This is a genomic window from Collinsella aerofaciens, assembly GCF_028209395.1.
Lineage (GTDB): Bacteria > Actinomycetota > Coriobacteriia > Coriobacteriales > Coriobacteriaceae > Collinsella > Collinsella aerofaciens_AZ.
Genome location: NZ_JAQLDQ010000003.1, coordinates 68,732 through 86,896 on the forward strand (window position 1 = coordinate 68,732; position 18,165 = coordinate 86,896).

Below are 18,165 nucleotides of genomic sequence, written 5' to 3' on the forward strand. Positions count from 1 at the left end.
TGCCTCCAGCGCAGCAGGTATCCTTTTAGAGAAGTATGACAGCCGTATAAACGCGGGCTGTAGCGGCGATGCCGCGGTACTTGTGTTATTAGGAGGCTTTAGTATGGCAGCACGTGCGGACAAAGTTTCGCGTGTCGACCATGATGGAGTTACGTTGGTGGAGGGCGCGACATCCGATGTTCGCTTTGCCTTCACCGAGCGCGCCGGTGGCGTTTCCGAAGATGCGTACTCCTCACTCAACTTGGGCTCGCATGTTGGCGATGACCCCTTTGCTGTTCAAGAAAATCGTCGTCGTGCGCTCGAGGCTATGGGTGCCGCCGAGTGCGAGCACAACCTGCTCGTTCCCAATCAGGTCCATGGTGATCATATCGTTGCGGTGACCTCGAACGGCGCCGATGACCTTGAGGACGTTCGCGAGCAGATTGCCGAGGGCTGTGATGCCATCGTCTGCACGGCGCATAACGTGCCCGTGCTGCTCTGCTTTGCCGACTGCGTTCCCGTGGTGCTGGTGGCCCCCGGCGGATTTGCCGTGGTGCACTCCGGTTGGAAGGGCACGATTGCACGTATTTCCGCCAAGGCGTGCCAGGCGCTTTGCGATGCTGCCGGTTGCGATGCGAGCGACGTTTCCGCCTATATCGGCCCCCATATCTTGGGTGACGAATATGAGGTATCCCAGGAACTCATGGATCGCTTTGCCGCCGAGTTCTCTTGCATCGATGCGAATACCTCTCGCATGCTCGATCTTTCCGCTGCCATTCGCGAGGCGCTGGTAGATGTCGGTGTCGACGCGGATAATATCGTGGATACCCAGCTTTCGACCGTGCGTCAGAACGACCGCTTTTATTCCTACCGTAACGAGGACGGCACCTGTGGGCGCCATGCTGCGATCGGCGTGATGCTATGAGAAAGATCGTATCGGTCCTGAGCGCCGCTGTGCTTACGCTTACGCTGTGCGCCTGTTCTTCGGGATCTTCTAGCTCTTCCATTACCGTGGCCGGCTCCACGACCTGCCTTCCTATCGCCGAGATTGCGGCCGAGGGCTTTAAGGAGGAGACCGGCATCGACGTGCTCGTTTCCGGTTTGGGTTCTTCCGCTGGGATCGAGGCCGTCAGCGCCGGCACGGCCGATATCGCCAGCTCCTCCCGTGGACTCAATGCCGACGAACAGGATCTGGGCCTGACTCCCATCGTCATTGCCCACGACGGTATTGCGGTCATCGTGAACGACGACAACCCCGTCGATAACCTCTCGACCGAGCAGCTCCGCGATATCTACGCCGGCAAGATTACCAATTGGAAAGAGGTCGGTGGCGAGGACCTGAGGATTCAGGTCATCAACCGAGACGAGGCGTCCGGTACGCGCGAGGCCTTCCGTACCATCGTGATGGATGGCACGCCGTTCGATCGCCGCTCGGCTGTTCTTTCGGGTACGGGCCAGGTGCGCGACGTGGTATCTCGTTCGCGTGGGGCCATCGGCTACATTTCGCTGGGCTTCGTCGATAGCCTCAACGCCAAGACCTCGGTCAAGGCCGTCTCGGTCAATCATGTTGAGGCGTCCGAGAAGACGGTCGCGAGTGGCGGCTATCCCATCTCGCGCGACCTTTACTTCTTTGTGAAGGGTGTGCCTTCGCAGCAGGCGCAGGATTACATCGACTATGTGACGTCCGAAAAGATGGACAAGCAGATTCGCGAGGCGGGCTTTATTCCCGTCACCAACGACGAGAAGGGGAGTGAGTAGCATGGAAGCACAGGAAAACTCCCAGACTGAGCAGAATGTTCAGACGCCCAAGAAGCGCGAGCTGGCGCTCGTATCGCGCAGTACCTATATCAAGGAGAAGGCGCTGCAGTGGATCTTCTTTGCCTGCGCGTTCTTGGCGGTCGTTACCGTCATCCTGATTTTTGTCTTTACCACGTACTCGGCGCTGCCCGTCTTTACTGACATCGGTCTGGCTGACTTCTTTAGCTTTACGTGGGCGCCTTCCGAGGGCCACTACGGCATCTTGTCGCTGCTTGCTGGCTCGGGTCTGGTGACCGTCGGTGCGCTCGCCATGGGCGTGCCGCTGGGCGTGGGTACGGCCGTTTACCTGGTCGAGATTGCCAGCAAGCGCGTGCGCAAGCTCATCAGCCCCGCCGTTGACCTGCTGGCGGGCATACCCTCCATCATCTACGGCTTCTTTGGCATGATCATCATCCGCCCGTTTATCGCACAACTGACCGGCGGCCTTGGTTTTGGTGCGCTGACGGCGTGGTTTGTGCTCGCCATCATGATCGTCCCTACCATCACCACGCTCACCATCGATGCTCTCAATTCCATTCCCATGGGCATTCGCGAGGCATCGTATGCCATGGGCGCCACAAAGTGGCAGACCATCTATAAGGTCGTGCTACCTGCCGCGAAGCTGGGTATCGTTGATGCCATCGTGCTGGGTATGGGCCGTGCCATCGGCGAGACCATGGCCGTGCTCATGGTCGTAGGTAACGCCCCGGTTATTCCCGACAGCATTGCGAGCCCCATCTCGACGCTCACGAGCCAGATTGCGCTCGACATGAGCTATTCCTCGGGTCTGCACCGCTCGGCGCTGTTCGGCATGGGTGTGGTCCTGTTTATCATCTCCGCCACGCTGGTGGGTATCGTTCGTCTGATTTCCAAGAAGAAGAGGGGGTAGGCTATGTCCGATTCCGTTGACACGACGGTCGATACGACCTCGTCGCGCGAGCGCATCAAGCGTGCCCTTTCCCACGGCAAGAAGGGCCGCATCAACAAGGACCTGTCCAACAAGATCATGCTTGGCGTGTTTCGTGCCGCTGCCTACATCACCACGCTGGTGCTGGTCGCTATCATCGCCTACGTGGTCATCAACGGCCTGCCACACATCTCGCTCGACTTTATCTTCGGTTGGCCCCAGGGCGTCAACGCCGAGGGCGGAATTTGGCCCACGATCGTCTCGACCGTCTACGTGACGGCGCTCGCCATGCTTATCTGCACGCCGATCGCTGTGCTGGCAGCCGTCTATCTGGCCGAGTACGCCAAGCAGGGCAAGGTCGTCGAGCTCATTCGCTACGCTGCTGACGCTTTGGCCTCGGTGCCCTCCATCGTTATGGGCCTGTTTGGCTACGCCTTGTTTGTCGAGGCTATGGGCCTGGGCCTTTCGATGGTCTCGGCCGCTCTGGCGCTCGCGCTCTTGATGCTTCCCATCGTCATGCGCACCACCGAAGAAGCCATTCGCGCCGTTCCGCGCTATATCCGTTGGGGCGCGTACGGCCTGGGCGCTACCAAGTGGCAGGTCGTCTCCAAGATCGTGCTTCCTTCGGCCTTTGGCCGCATTGCCACGGGCATCGTCCTTGCCATCGGCCGTGCCATCGGCGAGACCGCCGTGGTGCTCTACACCATGGGCCAGGCCATCAATCTACCTATTTCGCCGCTCGATTCCGGTCGTCCCATGACCGTTCACCTGTACCTGCTTGCCAACGACGGCATCAACATGAACGCAGCCTACGGCACCGCGCTCTTGCTGATGGTGATCATTTTGGCCTTCAACCTGTTTGCGCGCTTCCTGTCGCGCAAGCGTCGCTAGTTAAGGAGTCCCATGTCCGTTTATCAGTCCGCTCCCGCGTTGGAGCAAGCGGCCATTACGGCCAAGGATTTCAACTTTTGGTACGGTGACTTTCATGCGCTGACGGGGCTTGACCTCAACATCGCCAAAAACGCCATCACCTCCTTCATTGGCCCTTCGGGCTGCGGCAAGTCGACGTTTTTGCGCTGCATCAACCGCATGAATGACCTGATTGAGGGCACGCGCGTCGAGGGCACCATGACGCTCGACGGCAACGATATCTATGCCGAGGGTGTCGATCCGGTCGATCTCCGTCGTCGCGTGGGCATGATCTTTCAGCAGCCCAACCCGTTTCCCAAATCCATCTACGAGAATGTCGCCTTTGGCCCTCGTCTGCAGGGCGTGACTAGCAAAAGTGACCTCGATGACATCGTGGAAGAATCGCTCAAGCGCGCCAACCTCTGGAAAGAGGTATCCAATCAGCTCAACAAGGATGGTTTGGCGCTCTCGGGCGGTCAGCAGCAGCGTCTGTGCATCGCGCGCGTGCTTGCGGTGCAACCCGATGTCCTTCTGATGGACGAGCCCTGCTCCGCCATCGACCCCACGTCCGTCTCTAAGGTCGAGGATCTGATGGCCGAGCTGGCGCCCGAGATGACGATCATCATCGTCACGCATTCAATGCAGCAGGCAGCTCGCATTAGCGACTACACCGCATTCTTCTTGCAGGAAGTTGCCGGCGAGCCCGCTACGCTCATCGAGTATGGTCAAACCGACGCGATCTTCACCAGCCCTGTGGACTCGCGGACGGAAGACTATATCACCGGCCGCTTTGGCTGATCGGTGCGACTAGTCCCAAGCCGATCGGATCTGGTCCGGTGCGTATTCACTGTGCGGGCGGCATGACCGCACCCAACTGATTGGAGTGAACCATGCGCAAACTGTTTTCCCGTCAGCTCATCGAGGCCCGTCACGAGATGCTGAGCATCTACGAGGCCGTCGATCTGGCCCTCCACGATGCCGTGAAGGCCTATGTGACCGACGACCGCAAGCTCGCCACCAAGACCAAGAAGCGCACGCTTTCGATTGACGCACGCTGCGCCAACCTGGAGGCCGTCTGCTACAACCTGATTGCCACGCAGTCACCGGTCGCCTCCGACTTCCGCTTGCTGCAGACGATCATCTACGTCGACTTTAACCTGCAGCGCATGACCGATAAGGTTCGCCAGATTTGCCGCGCCACGCGTCATATGATCAAGGCCGACATCTCGCTGCCCAAGGAGCTTGTCGGCACGGTCGAGGCCGAGGCTGAGGCCGTCTACCAGGTGCTGGGCTCTTCGCTTTCTGCGCTCGTCACCAACGACATGTCCATCATCTGCAACTTGGCCGTCGAGGACGAGCCAGTGCACGCCGCCTACGAGAAGTTCTTCCGCACCTTTAACCGCATGGACACGGGCGATTTTATGGACGACGACAGCAACTATGACGACCTGCGCCGCGCCATCATGGTATCGCGCTATCTCGATCGCATCGCCTCGATTTCCATCGATGCCGCCTGCCGTCTGACCTTCCTGTTGACCGGACAGCGTATGACTGCCGGTGATATCGCCTGCACTGATGAGGATGAGCTCGAGAGCATGCGCGTGCCTTCGGGCGAGGGTGTTATCATGAGGCCCGCCGTCGATGCACGCTACGTTGCCAAGGTGCCCGTTAACGAGGTCAGCGAGGGTCTTCGCTACCTGCTCGATCATCTTGAGGATGAGGACGATGGCGAGGACGACGAGGAGTAAGTAACCCCGTTCGTCGAAAGATTGTAAATACCTAAGTGAGCGCGGCCTTGCACATGCGGGGCCGCGCTCTTGCGTTAGCATGGGACTACTTGTTTGGCTGTCAGCGGAGGCGATTGGCAATGGATAACTATTTGGACTTGATGCGCGCTCGCCGCGAGCAGATTCTGGAACGTTTTTATGCGGCGCTCGATCGCGCGGGCCGTCCCCACGACGCCGCGAGCCTCATTGCCGTGTCCAAGACCGTTGGTGTCGATGAGACCGTTGCCGCCATCCAGGCGGGGTATCGCCATTTTGCCGAGAACCGCCCGCAGGAGCTGGTTCGCAAGCTCACGGGTCTGGCGGAGCATCCGGAGCTGCCCGAGGTGCGCTTCGATATGATCGGCAACCTGCAGACCAATAAGATCAATGCGGTGCTGGGCTCAGCCGAGCTGATTCACTCGGTGGGTTCGCTGCATCTGGCGCAGGCGATCTCGAGCCGTGCTGTTCGCAAGATTGAGGCAGGCGAGCTCGTCGGCTCCCAGCGTGTGCTCATTGAGGTCAATGTGAGTGGTGAGGAGTCGAAGGGAGGCTTTTCACCCGATGAGATTCGCGCCGCCGCGGGTGAGCTTGCAGAACTTGAGGGAATTTGCGTACAGGGGCTTATGACTATGGCGCCCCGGGGGAATAAGGATGTGGCACGCCGCACCTTTGCGGGGCTTCGTGAGCTGAGGGATGAGCTGGAGGCGGCGCATCCCGATTTGAACCTGCCTGAGCTTTCCTGCGGTATGAGCGAGGACTTTGAGTCTGCCCTTGAGGAGGGCTCTACGCTCGTTCGCCTGGGCAGGGTAGTATTTAGCCCGGAGTTTGCAGTAAAATAAGGCTCTGAAGTGCGCACTGATTATCGGGGCGCCTGCACTAAACCGCGAGAGGACACAACCATGGGCTTCCTTGACGAGATTAAAAATAAGATGCACCTGGGCGGCCAGCAGGGTTACGACCAGGGTTATGGCCAGGACGACGACTACGGCTACGATGACGGCTACGACGATGGCTATCAGAACAACGGCTACAGCGGTGCTTCGGGCGAGGGCTTCTACACCCAAGACGAGCCGAGCAACGGCCTGCTTGGTCAGACGCGCCGCGGTGAAGCTGAGTCGGTTGCCGTGTATACGCGCTCCGGTCAGCTGGTCGGCGATGACTCTCGCCATGCCACGACGTATAACCCGCCTTCGCGCTCGCAGGACAGTGTTGCGAGCGGTTATCGTCCCGGTGCCTATGACACGCCGTCGAGCTACGCCGAGAATACCCGCGCCCGTGCCGCCGCTGCACCCGCGCCTGCACCGAGCGATGCCTCGGCCTATGCGAGCAATATCATCAACGCCACGCCGCAGCTGCCGGCCTATGTCCTGCGCCCCGAGAGCTATGACGACGTGGAGACTGTGGTGCGCCGCGTTCGCACCAAGCAGCCTGTCGCACTGATTTTTGTGGGCGTACGCACCGAAGTTGCCAAGCGCGTCTTGGACTTCTCTTACGGCTTTGCCTGCGGTCTGGGTGCCACGGTCAAGGAGGTGGGCGACCGCGTGTTCATGGTGCTGCCCGCCGGTTGCGAGGTCAAAGATTCCGATCTCAAGAAGCTTCGTGCCGACGGCTACCTTAAGTAAAGACAAGACGAGGAGATTCCCATCAACATCTACACTATCGTCCAGCTGGTCAACACGCTGTTCAACTTCTATTCCACGCTCATTGTCGTCTACTGCTTTATGACGTGGATTCCCATGAAGCAGGGTGGTTTGCTTCAGGATATTGCTGCGGTGCTTGATAGCGTGTGCGGTCCGTGGCTCAACCTGTTCCGTCGTTTCATCCCGCCGATGGGCGGTATCGATTTTTCGCCGGTCGTTGCGATTATTGCGTTGCAGTTGGTGCAGAGGCTGGTTCTGCAGCTTCTTATAGGTATACTCGTGTAGAGCTGTCTTAGTAACTTACGTCGGGCGTGTAGCGCCGAGGCGATGAAAAAGGAGACTTGTTATGGCTATTACCCCTGCAGACATCCAGGCTCAGACTTTCTCTGAGGCCAAGCGTGGCTACGATCCTGCCGAGGTCGACGTCTTCTTGGAGACGCTGTCCTCCGAGGTTGACGCTATGCTCGCTAAGATCGTCGACCTTAAGGGTCGTCTGACTGCTACCGAGCAGCAGCTTGCCGATGCGCAGGCTCAGCTTGCCCAGGCTCAGGATGCCACCGCCCAGGCCGTTCCTGCCGCCCCCGTGGCTGCTCCCGCCCCTGACTTCTCCGCTCAGGAGCGCCAGATTTCCGCTGCCCTGATCGCTGCCCAGCAGACCGCTGAGACCATCGTCAACGATGCCAACGAGAACGCTGAGCGTATCCGCAACGAGGCTGACGCCAAGGCCCGCGAGGTTATCCGCCAGGCTCTGACCGAGAAGCAGGCCGAGCTCGAGGAGATCGATCGTCTCAAGGCTTCCCGTGAGGAGTTCAAGGCAGAGTATCTCAAGCTCATCCAGCACTTCATGGACGATGCCCAGAATTCCTTCCCGGCCGATCTGATGGCTTCCACGCCGGTCGGTTCTGCCGCTTCTCCTGCAGTGACTGTTCCCGCCGAGCCGCTGCCCGTCGCTGACCCGGTTGTCCCCGTGGCCGATCCCTTCGCCCCGATCGACAACTTTGCTGCCGACGACCTGGACTAACATTCGGCCTACAATTTAGTGCCTAGAAAGGACCCGCAGCTTGCGGGTCCTTTTTTATGACTGTGCCGGAGTGCGTAACATAAAAAACCGAGCCCTGCACATAATGGCGCAGAACTCGGCGAACGGGTGAGCGGTCAAGGGTAGGTTTTAAGGCATGTCCCAAAACCTACTTGAGGAGGAAGTCGGAGAGGGGAATGGTACGGGCCTCGCGATGCTCGGGATCGGCGATGTGGTCGGCAGGATATCCACAGACGAGCATGTGATAGGGATAGACGCCCTTGGGCAGATTGAACTGCTCCTGTGCCACCCCAGGCTTAAAATGGCATACCCAGCACGTTCCCAGGCCCTGCTCGGTGGCCTCCATCATCATCTGATCGCAGACGATTGAAGTATCGATTTCGCTGGAATTCATCTGATCATACGGGCGCACCCAAGCATCATCGGTAACGCTGCAAATAAGGAAGACAAGCGGTGCGCCAAAGATGGACCCATCACGAGCAAACCGAGGCTGACAAGCAGCAGCCTTCTCCAGAAGCTCAGGCGTATCCAACACCATCACACGAGAAGGATGATTATTGCAAGCAGAAGGAGCAATACGCCCAGTCTCAACAATGGCATCCACCACAGCCTGCTCAACAGAACGATCCTCAAACTCGCGACAAGAATAACGACCCCGAGCCAGATCCAAATACGACATAACCAAACCCTCCAAAGTCAGCAAATCAATCCAAAGTAAAACAAAGGGTACCCAAAGCCCCATCCACCCAAACGCCCATCACAGCCCCAAAGTATCCATTCGGGCATAAAAGGTCACATCAGCCAAGACCCAATTACACTCAAACCATCAGCAAAAGTTCCCAATGGTGGTACGTAAGGCGAAGGGCCGGCCACGGTTTACTTTCGAACGACTCTGCTACGCAGCCGGAGTGAGAAAGCAAACCGTGGCCGGCCCTTCGCCGCCGGGACACGTACCCCCAATTAACTGTTCTTCATGACAATCGAATCCACGACATCGGCCACATTCTCGCAGCAGTCGGCGCAGTACTCCAGGAAGGCGTACACGTCACGCCAAGCGATGACCTCGAGCGGGTCCTTGCCGTTAACGTGCAGGTTGCGCATGGCGTTGATGTAGAGCTCGTCGGCCTCGGACTCGATCGTGTTGATCTGGATGACCAGCTCGCGCAGCGTTTTGGACTTGCGGTAGTTGGGCAGCTCGACCATCAGGTCTTTCATGGCGCGGCAGGCGTCAGTCACCTTGTGGGCGATGACGATGGCGTCGGGATGGATGCTCTGGATGTTGGTGAAGTAGACGCGCTGCACGACGCCCTCGATGCGGTCGAGCACGGTGTCGAGCGCGCAGCTCATCAGATCCAGATCCTCGCGCTCGAGCGGGGTGATAAAGGCGGTGAGCAGGGCGTCTTCGAGCTCGTGGTGCTTCTTGTCTGCCGCATGCTCAATCGCATGCATCTTATTGAGCATGTCGTGAATCTGCGCGGGATCGAAGTTCTCAAAAATCTTGGTGAGCAGCTCTGCGGCCTGGACGGCGAGGTCGGCGCAAGCGACGTAGTTGTCAAAGTAGAACGAATCGGGTTTCTTTGCCATGGGTGGGTCCTTTCGAGGCGAAGACGGGTGGGCGAAGTGTTGCGGTCCGGATGGACGCTCGGTTTGATTAGAGGAACATCATGAACAGCTTGGCCATGACAAAGCTGATGAGTCCGCAGGCAGGGAAGGTGAAGAACCAGGTGAACATCATGTCCTTGACGACGCCAAAGTTGATGGCCGAAAGGCGCTTGACGGCACCGACACCCATAATGGCGCAGGTTTTGATGTGCGTGGAGGACACGGGGATGCCGGTAAGGGTGGCAAGTAGCAGGTTCGCGGCGCCCGCGAGGTCGGCGGAGAAGCCCTGATACTTTTCGAGCTTGACCATGCTCTGGCCGACGGACTTGATGATGCGCTCGCCGCCCACGCTGGTGCCGATACCCATGGTGGCCGAGCACAGCAGCATAATCCAGATGGGGATGCCTGCATCGCCGACGCTCGTCTGGCCGCTGGCAAAGGCCACGCCTAAAAAGAGCACGCCGATGAACTTCTGTCCATCCTGCGCGCCGTGCATAAAGCTCATGGCCGCAGCGCTCGCGATCTGAGCGTATTTAAAGAAGACATTGGCACGTCGCCTGTTGGCGGCGGCGAAAAGAATCGAGACGAGCTTGCACAGGACCCAGCCCATGACAAAGCCCAGGCCGATGGAGAGCGCCAGGCCGTAGATGACCTTCATCCATTCGTGGACGTTGACGCTGCTCGCGCCGCCGAGGGCGATGGCGGCACCGGTCAGGCCGGCGATAAGGCTGTGGCTTTGCGAGGTGGGGATGCCAAAACGCGACGCTGTGGCGCCGTAGACGACGATGGAGAACAGCGCCGCGCATAGGCAGGCGAGCGCCATGGTGCTGTTTCCGCCAAAGTCGACGATATGTGAGATGGTGTTGGCGACGCTCGCGTTAAAGTGCGTCATGATGAGCACGCCGAGGAAGTTGAATGCGGCGCTCATGAGAATGGCGGCGCGGGCGGGCATGCAACGCGTAGTGACGCAGGTCGCGATGGCGTTGGGCGCGTCGGTCCATCCATTGACGAAGATGGCGCCCAACGCGAGGATCACGGTGACGGCAAGGACTGGGTTCGACACAATTTGGCCGAGGAAGGTTGAGAACGTTACGTCCATATATGGGCTTTCTCGAAGTTTGCAGACACGTTACAAAAACATGATAAATCGTATCACCTCCTGCGGGTCTCTTTACCGAGTTCTGATGGGAGAAGTGAACTTTTTGGCACTAAAATTGAATATTAGCCCTGTTGACCGCGGGTGTTCTTTTTGCTAACACGCCATGCGGACACGTGCGATTACTACGACACTCCAAAACCACAGTCTGTTCGCTTTACAACATGCAAACATGCGTTCGATAATAGGGGGCATGGAATATCGACAGACAGACGGCAAAACTCGGCGCGTACACAAGCAGTATGTGGACGTCGTGGCTCGCATCCTCGCGGGCGGACAAGTCGTGCCGGTCACCGTCTGCTGGGTCGACGGTCGCTGCTTTACAATTGACGAGATTGTCTCGTCCACGGGCTTTGGCTTAACGGTTCACGGTGTTCGTACGGCAACGTATAAGGTTCGTTTTGGCGGGCATGCGACCGAGTTGTATCTGGAGGACCAGGCGTGCGGACGGCCGGACGGCTCGCAGGCCCACGTGATGCGTTGGTGGGTCTGGGCGTTTGATCGTACGCTTGAGGGCGAGCGCCGTAGGTAAGGACGCACGGCGTTCGGGTACAATGACAGGAATCTTGTCAGCTACTGCGCCGTTATTTGTGGCGCTTTTTGAAAGGACGAACCTATGAACGATATCCAGGGCTATCAGAACGGCCCCGTCGAGAGCGGCGCAAGCCGCGCCAAGGAGATGTCGCCGCGCGCGTACAATCTCGCCATGTCTGCCCTGATCTTCTTAGGCTTTTGCGCCATGGGCGCCGGCGCCTACTTTACGAGCACCATGTCGTTTGCGCGCATGATGATGAGCGGCGCCGCCTTGCCGCTGGTCTTTGGCTCGTTTATTTTGACCATCGTCGGCATGGTCATGATGTCGGCCGCCGCCAGCAAGCAGTCCGTGGGCCTGTCCCTTGTGGGCTATGTAATCTTTGCGAGTACCTTTGGCCTGACCGCGTCGTTTGGCCTTGCCAACTACGACCTGCCCACCATCAACACTGCCTTTATCGCCACGGCCGCCATCACCTTTGTCTTTGGCGCGTTGGGCGTGACCTTCCCCAAGTTCTTCCAGCGCGTATATGGCATCGGTTTTGGCATTCTGCTCGCCACTATTCTGGTTGAGATCGTGCTGATGTTCATGGGCGTCTCGCAGACCATCACCGACCTGATCGTGATCGTGGTGTTCGCCGGCTTTATTGGCTACGACACCTATGTTGCCACGACGGTGCCGCCTACGCTGCCCAACGCCGTGCTCATGGCGTCTAATCTATTTGTGGATATCATCAACGTGTTCCTGCGCATCCTGAACATCCTGGGCCGTCGCGACTAGTGGCGAATTGCGGCGGTGCTTGCCGTGCGTGTAAATCGATGCGAAAGGCGGTCCTTCGGGGCCGTCTTTTTTGTACGCGGCGGGGTATCATGGATGGGAAAAGCCGATAGCGGCAGCGACAGGAAAGGTGACCACTTATGGCAGACGTCGACAACAGGAACCGTAACCGCAGGTCCAACCGAGCGGGTCAGCCCAATCCCAAGCGCGAGGCCCGTGCCAAGGCCGCCGAGCGTCACGTGGCAACTGTATCCGAAGCGTGCGCCAAGGATATCGAGCGTTCGCTTGTCGGTGTTCGCGAGTTTGACGGTATGCCTGCCGGCTTTGTCGCGGCGATGAAGGCCAAGGTTCAGACTGCTGTGGCCGCCGAAGAGCGGGTTGCCGAGGACGTCGAGGGTGCGGAGGCTGCCGAGTTCGACGCTGCGCCCGAGACCGAGGCAGCGCCCGAGCCCGTCGAGAAGCCTGCCGAGGAAATCGCCGAAGCTGAGTCCGCGCCTGCTGAGGAGCCCGCTCCGGTTTTGCCCGAGGTCACCGTGCTCGATGCCTCCGCCACGCAGGCCATCCTGGACAACGGTCGTGGCTATGCGCAGTTCTGCGACATGGCCGTGCTCGCCTTTGCCTCGTTCACCAACCCGGGCGGTGGCTATATTCAGGGCTATTTGGGCCAGGAGGCCACGCTGTGCGCCGATTCGTATCTGTACAACGTTCTCGATAAGCAGCGCAAATGGTACGGCGAGAACCGTCGCCGCAACATCAACTGCGAGCTTTACCGAAACCGTGCGCTGGTGGTGCCTGCGGTGCGCTTCGACCGCAACCACGTGCATGCATACGCCGACGTGATCGTGGCCGCTGCGCCCAACGTTAAGCGCGCCCGCCAGGAGTATCGCGTGAGCGACGATGCCCTGCTGGACGCCCTGCGCGACCGCATCCGCTTTGTGCTCGCCATCTGCGACGAGCTAGGTCGCGAGAAGCTCGTGCTGGGCGCTTGGGGCTGCGACAACAACGGCTTTGACGCAGAGGCCGTGGCCGAGCTCTTCCGCAAGGAGCTCGCGTCGGGCGACTTTAAGGTCAAGCAGGTCTTTTTTGCTGTACCCTCTACGCGCTGGGACGAGGACTTCGCCAAGTTCGAGCACGTGCTGGCAAACTTCCCCGAGCGCAACGAGGAGTCCTATGCTCAGGTTGCTGCCCGCGCCGCAGCCGCCCGTGCCGCCGAGCAGGCCCAGGCTGCTGCCGAGGACGACGAGGATGACGATGACTGGCGCAAGTACCTGTAATCGGTACGTGCCGACAGATAGGTCGAGCCGGCGGGAGAGGCTGCTCCCGTCGGCTTTTTACTAAAGGAAGGGCTTACGATGAAAAACGTTCTATGTTTTGGCGACAGCAACACCTATGGTTACGATCCGGCGGGCATGCGCGACGGCACCGCGGTGCGCTATGCGCAGGATGTGCGCTGGTGCGGCGTGGCCCAACGTGACTTAGGCGAGGGCTGGCATGTAATTGAAGAAGGCCTCAACGGCCGCACGACGGTACGCGACGACATGTGCCATCTGGACACCAATCTTAACGGCATCCGCGCACTTCCGATGCTGCTCGAGGCCCATAAGCCGCTGGACGCCATTGTGATCATGCTGGGCACCAACGACTGTAAGACGGTCTTTAACGTGACAGCTTCCGATATCGCCCGTGGCGCCATGGCGCTGATTCGCGCGGTGCGTGCATTTCCCTGGACCAATGCCGCACCCTGCCCGCGTATTCTGCTGATGGCACCTATCAAGATCAAGCCGCAAATCGTCGATGTATATATGACCGATTTTGACGAGCGTTCCGTCGAGGCCTCGGAGCATTTTGGTGAGTACTACGCGCATGTGGCTGAGCAGTTTGGCTGCGACTTTTTGAATGCCGCCGACTTTGCCGAGCCGGGTGATATCGACTATCTGCATATGATGCCCGAAAGCCACGAGAGCCTGGGTCACGCCGTGGCAGCCAAGCTCCAAGAGATGTTCGGTGAGTAGCGCGACCCCAAACCAACACAAAGGGGACAGGCACTTTTGTGGTGGTTTGGGTTGCGGACTTTAGTACTGCCACATGTGATTGACGGGGCCGGAACCTTTGCCCATGTCAAAGCCGGCGGCGAGAGCGCCGGTTAGGTAGGCCTTGCCGGCGTTGACGGCGTCGGCAAGATCCATACCCTGGGCCAGCGCGCAGGCGATGGCGGACGAGAGCGTGCAGCCGGTGCCGTGTGTGTTGTCGGTCTCGATGCGCTTGTGGCGGAACCACGTGGTGAGTGGATCTCCCAGATGGTTGCCCTCGTCATCGAGTGGCGCGGGTTCGGCCAGTACATCGTTGGCCTCGTTGACAAGATGTCCACCCTTAACGAGGGATGCGCAACCAAAGCGGCGGGTGAGGAGCATGGCAGCATTTTGCTGCGTGCGCTCGGAGTCGACCTCGTAGTCGAGCAGGGCCATGGCCTCGGGAATATTGGGCGTGATAACCGTCGCTAGCGGGAACAGGCGGCGGGTGAGCGCCTCGGCGGCATCTTCGGCAATCAGCCGTGCGCCCGAGGTGGCTACCATGACGGGGTCGACTACCACGTTTGTCGCGTTCCAAGCGCTCAGGCGGTCGGCGATAACATCGATAATCTCGGCAGAGGAAACCATGCCAATCTTGACGGCGTTGGGGCGGATATCGTCAAAAACGGCATCGATCTGTGCCGCGACAATATCCGGGGAGATGTTCTGCACGGCGGTGACGCCCAGGGTGTTCTGTGCGGTGATGGCGGTGATGGCCGTCTCGGCATACAGGCGGTGCGCCGTGATGGTCTTGATGTCGGCCTGAATGCCGGCACCGCCGCTGGAATCGGATCCTGCGATGGATAGAACGGCAGGTACATTACTGCGATCCATGCTCACTCCCTTGTCCGATTGAATTCAAGTGGGTCTTTAAGCCTGCATTATAGAGATGCCCGGGCCGACTCTATGTCGGACCCGGGCGGGTGATGCAATCTTTACGCAAATGAAAGCAAATGTTCACACGTCAACAATCGACGAACGTTGCTGAGGGCCTGCGACCGACCGTGGTGATTAGCCTAGTCCTCCATGCCAAGATCGATCGTCGTGCCCTCGAACACCTTGTTGACGGTGCGGACGGCGCACATCTTGCCGCACATGGTGCAAGTGCCCTCGGTGGCGGCGGGGGATTCCTCGTAGCGCTTCTTACCGGTGACCGGGTCGAGAGCACACTTCCACATGGCATTCCAGTCGAGTTTGCGGCGTGCCCGACCCATCTTGTCGTCCATGTCGCGGACGTGCGGCACCTTCTTGGCGATATCGGCGGCGTGCGCGGCAATCTTAGTGGCCATGAGGCCGTCGAGCACGTCCTGGGCGTTGGGCAGGCACAGGTGCTCGGCGGGCGTTACGTAGCACAGGAAGTCGGCGCCGGAGCTCGCGGAGATGGCGCCACCGATGGCGGCGGTGATGTGGTCGTAGCCCACGCCGATATCGGTCACCAGCGGCCCGAGCACATAGAACGGGGCGTTGTGGCACAGACGTTTCTGCAGCTTCATGTTGGCGGCGATCTCGTCGAGCGCCATATGGCCCGGGCCCTCGACCATGACCTGGACGCCGGCTGCCCAAGCGCGCTTGCACAGCTTGCCCAGCTCGATCATCTCGGCGGTCTCGGTGGCGTCGTTGGAATCGTAGAGGCAGCCCGGGCGGCAGGAGTCGCCGAGCGAAATCGTCACGTCATACTCATGGCAGATCTCGAGCACCTCGTCGTAGAACTCGTAGAAGGGGTTTTCGTTGCCGGTGACCTCCATCCAGCCAAACAGCAGCGAGCCGCCGCGGCTGACGATGTTCATGAGGCGGCCGGTCTCCTTAAAAGTCTTGATGACCGACTTGTTGATGCCGCAGTGGATGGTCATAAAGTCCACACCGTCCTCGGCATGCGCGCGCACGACCTCGAGCAGGTCGTCCTTGGTGAGCTTGACCAGCGGCTTTTCCATGTAACCGATGGCGTCGTACATGGGGACGGTGCCCACCATGAGCGGTGTCTCGTCGATGAGCTGCTGGCGGAACTGGCGCGTCTTGCCCGAGTTGGAGAGGTCCATGATGGCGTCGGCGCCGTAATCCTCGGCGATCTTGACCTTCTTCCATTCCTCGGCGGCATCGGCCTTGTCGCCCGAGATACCCAGATTGACGTTGACCTTGGTGGACAGGCCCTCACCGACACCAAAGGCGCGCATGCCCTTTTTGATATGCACGATGTTAGCGGGAATGGCGATGCGGCCGTCGGCCACGCGCTCGCGGATGTACTCGGGGTCGCGATGCTCACGCTCGGCGACCTCCTTCATCTGCGGTGTGATCTGCCCGGCGCGGGCGAAGTCGATTTGCGTGACGAGCGTGGGCTCGGTTTGTGTGCTCATTGGCACGGCTCCCTTCGTTGGCATTACCCATATCAGGTTTGCGGGTCAGGGCGGGCGCGCCCAATCTCAGCCTGCCGTCCTGTCCTGCAAGCTCCCCGTTTATGTCATGGGCTCAAGTATAGCCTGAATGGGTACGATTGGGCCAACGATCGTGCCTGTGGGGAGGCGTACATGGAAGACAAGCATCTATATCGAGAGACGCAACGGGATGTATCGGCCGAGGGTGGCCGTGCACACCATGGGTTGGTCGCGATTGGCTTTGCGGCGCTTGCCGTGCTGGTGATTGCCTTTTGTATTTGGACGTTTGGCGGTCAAGGCGGCGCTGCTTGGGAGTTCGAGGCTGATGATAGCCTACCGATTATGACGATGAAGGTCTCTGGCGGCAACACGGTGGCAGCTTCCGGCGATTATTGGTATCCGTGCGATGAGTTTGTGCAGTTGCAGCTGAGCGGTGGTTCCATTCCTGGTGAAGAGATCGAGCGCGTGACCTTCGATGCGTCGCTTAAGACGCTGTCGGTCGCGCTCAAAGATCAAGGGGATGTGCCCACGACGATGGATATCGCGCTGACAGAATGGCGCCTGGAGCCCCCGTCGGGCGTCAAGGTGTCCGAGGTGGAGCATGTCAGGATTACCTATCAAGACGGCTCGACAAATGAAATTGCCAAAGCCGACGGCTTGGCGGAATAGACGCCGTGCCTAGGCAGCACATTCAAAAGTAGCGGTGGTCCTACAAGGCCTGTTCGTTCAGGAAGACCATAGTGTTTTTATTTGAAAGCTCGGGAAAGTGACGATAACCAACGTCGAACGCGGTGAGCCCGCTTACATCCTCGAGCTTGTTTTCTGCCATCCAGCGCACCATGGAGCCGCGCGCCTTTTTGCTGGCGGTCGAGCGCTGGATGGGCTTGCCGTTGCGGACGCCTTCGCCAAAGAGGCATGTGACGACCGTGACATCGGTGGTGAGGCGGGGCAGAACGGCTTTGGCGTATTCCGCGCTGGCGAGGTTGACGATCGTAGCGTTGGAGCCTGCCGGAGCGATGACCCGTGCGAGTTTGTCGCCCCAAAACGCGTAGAGGTCTCGGGCATCGTCGACGGCAAGCTTTGCGCCCATCTCCAGCCGATACGGTTCAACGGCATGAAAGGGGCGTACGCATCCGTAAAGGCCCGAGAGGATCCATAGATGGTCTTGCAGCCATGCGAGCTGCGCGGAATCCATCACCTCGGGCGCCATGCTTTGGTATTGGATGCCGTGGTAGGATATGACGGCGGGGGAGATTCGACGCGCGATATCGGGATCGGCGAGGTCGGCATCGTTCAGGACGGGCATAAATTCGTGAAGCGTATCCAGGCACGTTGTAAGCAGCCTGTCGCTCACGTTCCAAAGGGTCTGCAGGCCGCCGCTGCCTTCATTCCGCTCGATATCTAGCAGTGCGCGGTGGAGGCGAGCTGTCTCGCGCACAAAGGGTGGAATGCCCAGGACTTCAAAAGCATCTTGGGCCGCGCGCATCTGCTTGGCGGGCGAAATGATGACCTGCAGCATGGACTCTCCTCTGCCAAAAAGGAAGTTGCGGTGGAATAATTCCTGTTTTGCCTGTTAAAAGGCATGTCTGGGAACTATTTCACCGCAAGTTATAAAGGGCTGGT

21 protein-coding genes are annotated in these 18,165 nt (G+C 59.3%); 15 read left to right on the forward strand and 6 right to left on the reverse strand.

Annotated elements, in window-relative coordinates; genetic code table 11:
• Positions 1-103 precede the first annotated feature (103 nt).
• The 10 genes from PMW67_RS02390 (at position 104) to PMW67_RS02435 (ending at position 8,019) form a co-directional block, all read left to right on the forward strand.
• Positions 104-904, forward strand: coding sequence for a purine nucleoside phosphorylase YfiH/LACC1 family protein (locus PMW67_RS02390; protein WP_138374476.1), 801 nt, complete (start codon positions 104-106; stop codon positions 902-904).
• Positions 901-1,737, forward strand: coding sequence for a phosphate ABC transporter substrate-binding protein (locus PMW67_RS02395; protein WP_195232066.1), 837 nt, complete (start codon positions 901-903; stop codon positions 1,735-1,737). Before PMW67_RS02390 ends, PMW67_RS02395 begins: the two co-directional genes overlap by 4 nt.
• Before the next feature lies 1 nt (position 1,738).
• Entirely contained in the window at positions 1,739-2,665 is a 927-nt protein-coding gene (gene pstC / locus PMW67_RS02400) for a phosphate ABC transporter permease subunit PstC (RefSeq protein ID WP_006234251.1), read from the forward strand.
• 3 nt (positions 2,666-2,668) lie between these two features.
• Positions 2,669-3,574, forward strand: coding sequence for a phosphate ABC transporter permease PstA (gene pstA / locus PMW67_RS02405; RefSeq protein ID WP_006234250.1), 906 nt, complete (start codon positions 2,669-2,671; stop codon positions 3,572-3,574).
• Between the two features lie 12 nt (positions 3,575-3,586).
• Positions 3,587-4,390 carry a phosphate ABC transporter ATP-binding protein PstB gene (gene pstB / locus PMW67_RS02410; protein WP_006234249.1) on the forward strand — a complete coding sequence of 268 codons (804 nt, stop codon included), beginning with the start codon at positions 3,587-3,589 and terminating at the stop codon, positions 4,388-4,390.
• Positions 4,391-4,482: 92 nt separating this feature from the next.
• A complete protein-coding gene (locus tag PMW67_RS02415) occupies positions 4,483-5,340 on the forward strand; it encodes a phosphate signaling complex PhoU family protein (RefSeq protein WP_006234247.1) in 858 nt (285 codons plus the stop codon).
• A 119-nt stretch (positions 5,341-5,459) separates the two neighbouring features.
• Complete coding sequence (locus PMW67_RS02420) at positions 5,460-6,197, forward strand: YggS family pyridoxal phosphate-dependent enzyme (protein ID WP_271738644.1); 738 nt, start codon at positions 5,460-5,462, stop codon at positions 6,195-6,197.
• A gap of 60 nt (positions 6,198-6,257) precedes the next feature.
• Complete coding sequence (locus PMW67_RS02425; protein WP_006234245.1) at positions 6,258-6,980, forward strand: cell division protein SepF; 723 nt, start codon at positions 6,258-6,260, stop codon at positions 6,978-6,980.
• Positions 6,981-7,037: 57 nt separating this feature from the next.
• Positions 7,038-7,283, forward strand: a complete 246-nt coding sequence (locus tag PMW67_RS02430; protein ID WP_227790178.1) for a YggT family protein — start codon at positions 7,038-7,040, stop codon at positions 7,281-7,283.
• A gap of 61 nt (positions 7,284-7,344) precedes the next feature.
• Complete coding sequence (locus PMW67_RS02435) at positions 7,345-8,019, forward strand: DivIVA domain-containing protein (RefSeq protein ID WP_006234242.1); 675 nt, start codon at positions 7,345-7,347, stop codon at positions 8,017-8,019.
• Positions 8,020-8,185: 166 nt separating this feature from the next.
• On the opposite strand, the gene PMW67_RS02440 is transcribed toward PMW67_RS02435, so the two are convergent.
• The 3 genes from PMW67_RS02440 to PMW67_RS02450 all read right to left on the reverse strand — a co-directional run bounded on the left by PMW67_RS02440 (position 8,186) and on the right by PMW67_RS02450 (position 10,738).
• A complete protein-coding gene (locus tag PMW67_RS02440) occupies positions 8,186-8,716 on the reverse strand; it encodes a nitroreductase family protein (RefSeq protein ID WP_271738645.1) in 531 nt (176 codons plus the stop codon).
• 281 nt (positions 8,717-8,997) lie between these two features.
• Complete coding sequence (locus PMW67_RS02445; RefSeq protein ID WP_138112201.1) at positions 8,998-9,621, reverse strand: DUF47 domain-containing protein; 624 nt, start codon at positions 9,619-9,621, stop codon at positions 8,998-9,000.
• A gap of 67 nt (positions 9,622-9,688) precedes the next feature.
• Positions 9,689-10,738, reverse strand: a complete 1,050-nt coding sequence (locus tag PMW67_RS02450; RefSeq protein WP_006234237.1) for an inorganic phosphate transporter — start codon at positions 10,736-10,738, stop codon at positions 9,689-9,691.
• A 250-nt stretch (positions 10,739-10,988) separates the two neighbouring features.
• On the opposite strand from PMW67_RS02450, the gene PMW67_RS02455 reads away from it, so the two are divergent.
• The 4 genes from PMW67_RS02455 to PMW67_RS02470 all read left to right on the forward strand — a co-directional run bounded on the left by PMW67_RS02455 (position 10,989) and on the right by PMW67_RS02470 (position 14,116).
• The gene (locus tag PMW67_RS02455) at positions 10,989-11,327 is read left to right on the forward strand and encodes a hypothetical protein (RefSeq protein ID WP_117758724.1); all 339 of its coding nucleotides are present in this window, start codon (positions 10,989-10,991) and stop codon (positions 11,325-11,327) included.
• Positions 11,328-11,411: 84 nt separating this feature from the next.
• The gene (locus tag PMW67_RS02460) at positions 11,412-12,107 is read left to right on the forward strand and encodes a Bax inhibitor-1 family protein (RefSeq protein ID WP_055286094.1); all 696 of its coding nucleotides are present in this window, start codon (positions 11,412-11,414) and stop codon (positions 12,105-12,107) included.
• Positions 12,108-12,244: 137 nt separating this feature from the next.
• Positions 12,245-13,378 carry a TIGR02452 family protein gene (locus tag PMW67_RS02465; protein WP_271738646.1) on the forward strand — a complete coding sequence of 378 codons (1,134 nt, stop codon included), beginning with the start codon at positions 12,245-12,247 and terminating at the stop codon, positions 13,376-13,378.
• Between the two features lie 78 nt (positions 13,379-13,456).
• A complete protein-coding gene (locus tag PMW67_RS02470) occupies positions 13,457-14,116 on the forward strand; it encodes an SGNH/GDSL hydrolase family protein (protein ID WP_271738647.1) in 660 nt (219 codons plus the stop codon).
• A gap of 60 nt (positions 14,117-14,176) precedes the next feature.
• Here PMW67_RS02470 and thiD read toward each other — a convergent pair whose 3' ends face one another.
• The gene (thiD, locus tag PMW67_RS02475) at positions 14,177-15,007 is read right to left on the reverse strand and encodes a bifunctional hydroxymethylpyrimidine kinase/phosphomethylpyrimidine kinase (protein WP_271738648.1); all 831 of its coding nucleotides are present in this window, start codon (positions 15,005-15,007) and stop codon (positions 14,177-14,179) included.
• A 182-nt stretch (positions 15,008-15,189) separates the two neighbouring features.
• A complete protein-coding gene (gene thiC, locus PMW67_RS02480) occupies positions 15,190-16,524 on the reverse strand; it encodes a phosphomethylpyrimidine synthase ThiC (RefSeq protein WP_271738649.1) in 1,335 nt (444 codons plus the stop codon).
• 171 nt (positions 16,525-16,695) lie between these two features.
• On the opposite strand from thiC, the gene PMW67_RS02485 reads away from it, so the two are divergent.
• The gene (locus PMW67_RS02485; RefSeq protein WP_271738650.1) at positions 16,696-17,211 is read left to right on the forward strand and encodes a hypothetical protein; all 516 of its coding nucleotides are present in this window, start codon (positions 16,696-16,698) and stop codon (positions 17,209-17,211) included.
• A 40-nt stretch (positions 17,212-17,251) separates the two neighbouring features.
• Here the strand turns inward: PMW67_RS02485 and PMW67_RS02490 are convergent, their stop codons facing one another.
• On the reverse strand, positions 17,252-18,061 hold the full coding sequence (locus PMW67_RS02490; protein WP_271738651.1) for a YaaA family protein: 810 nt from the start codon (positions 18,059-18,061) through the stop codon (positions 17,252-17,254).
• Positions 18,062-18,165: the final 104 nt, after the last annotated feature.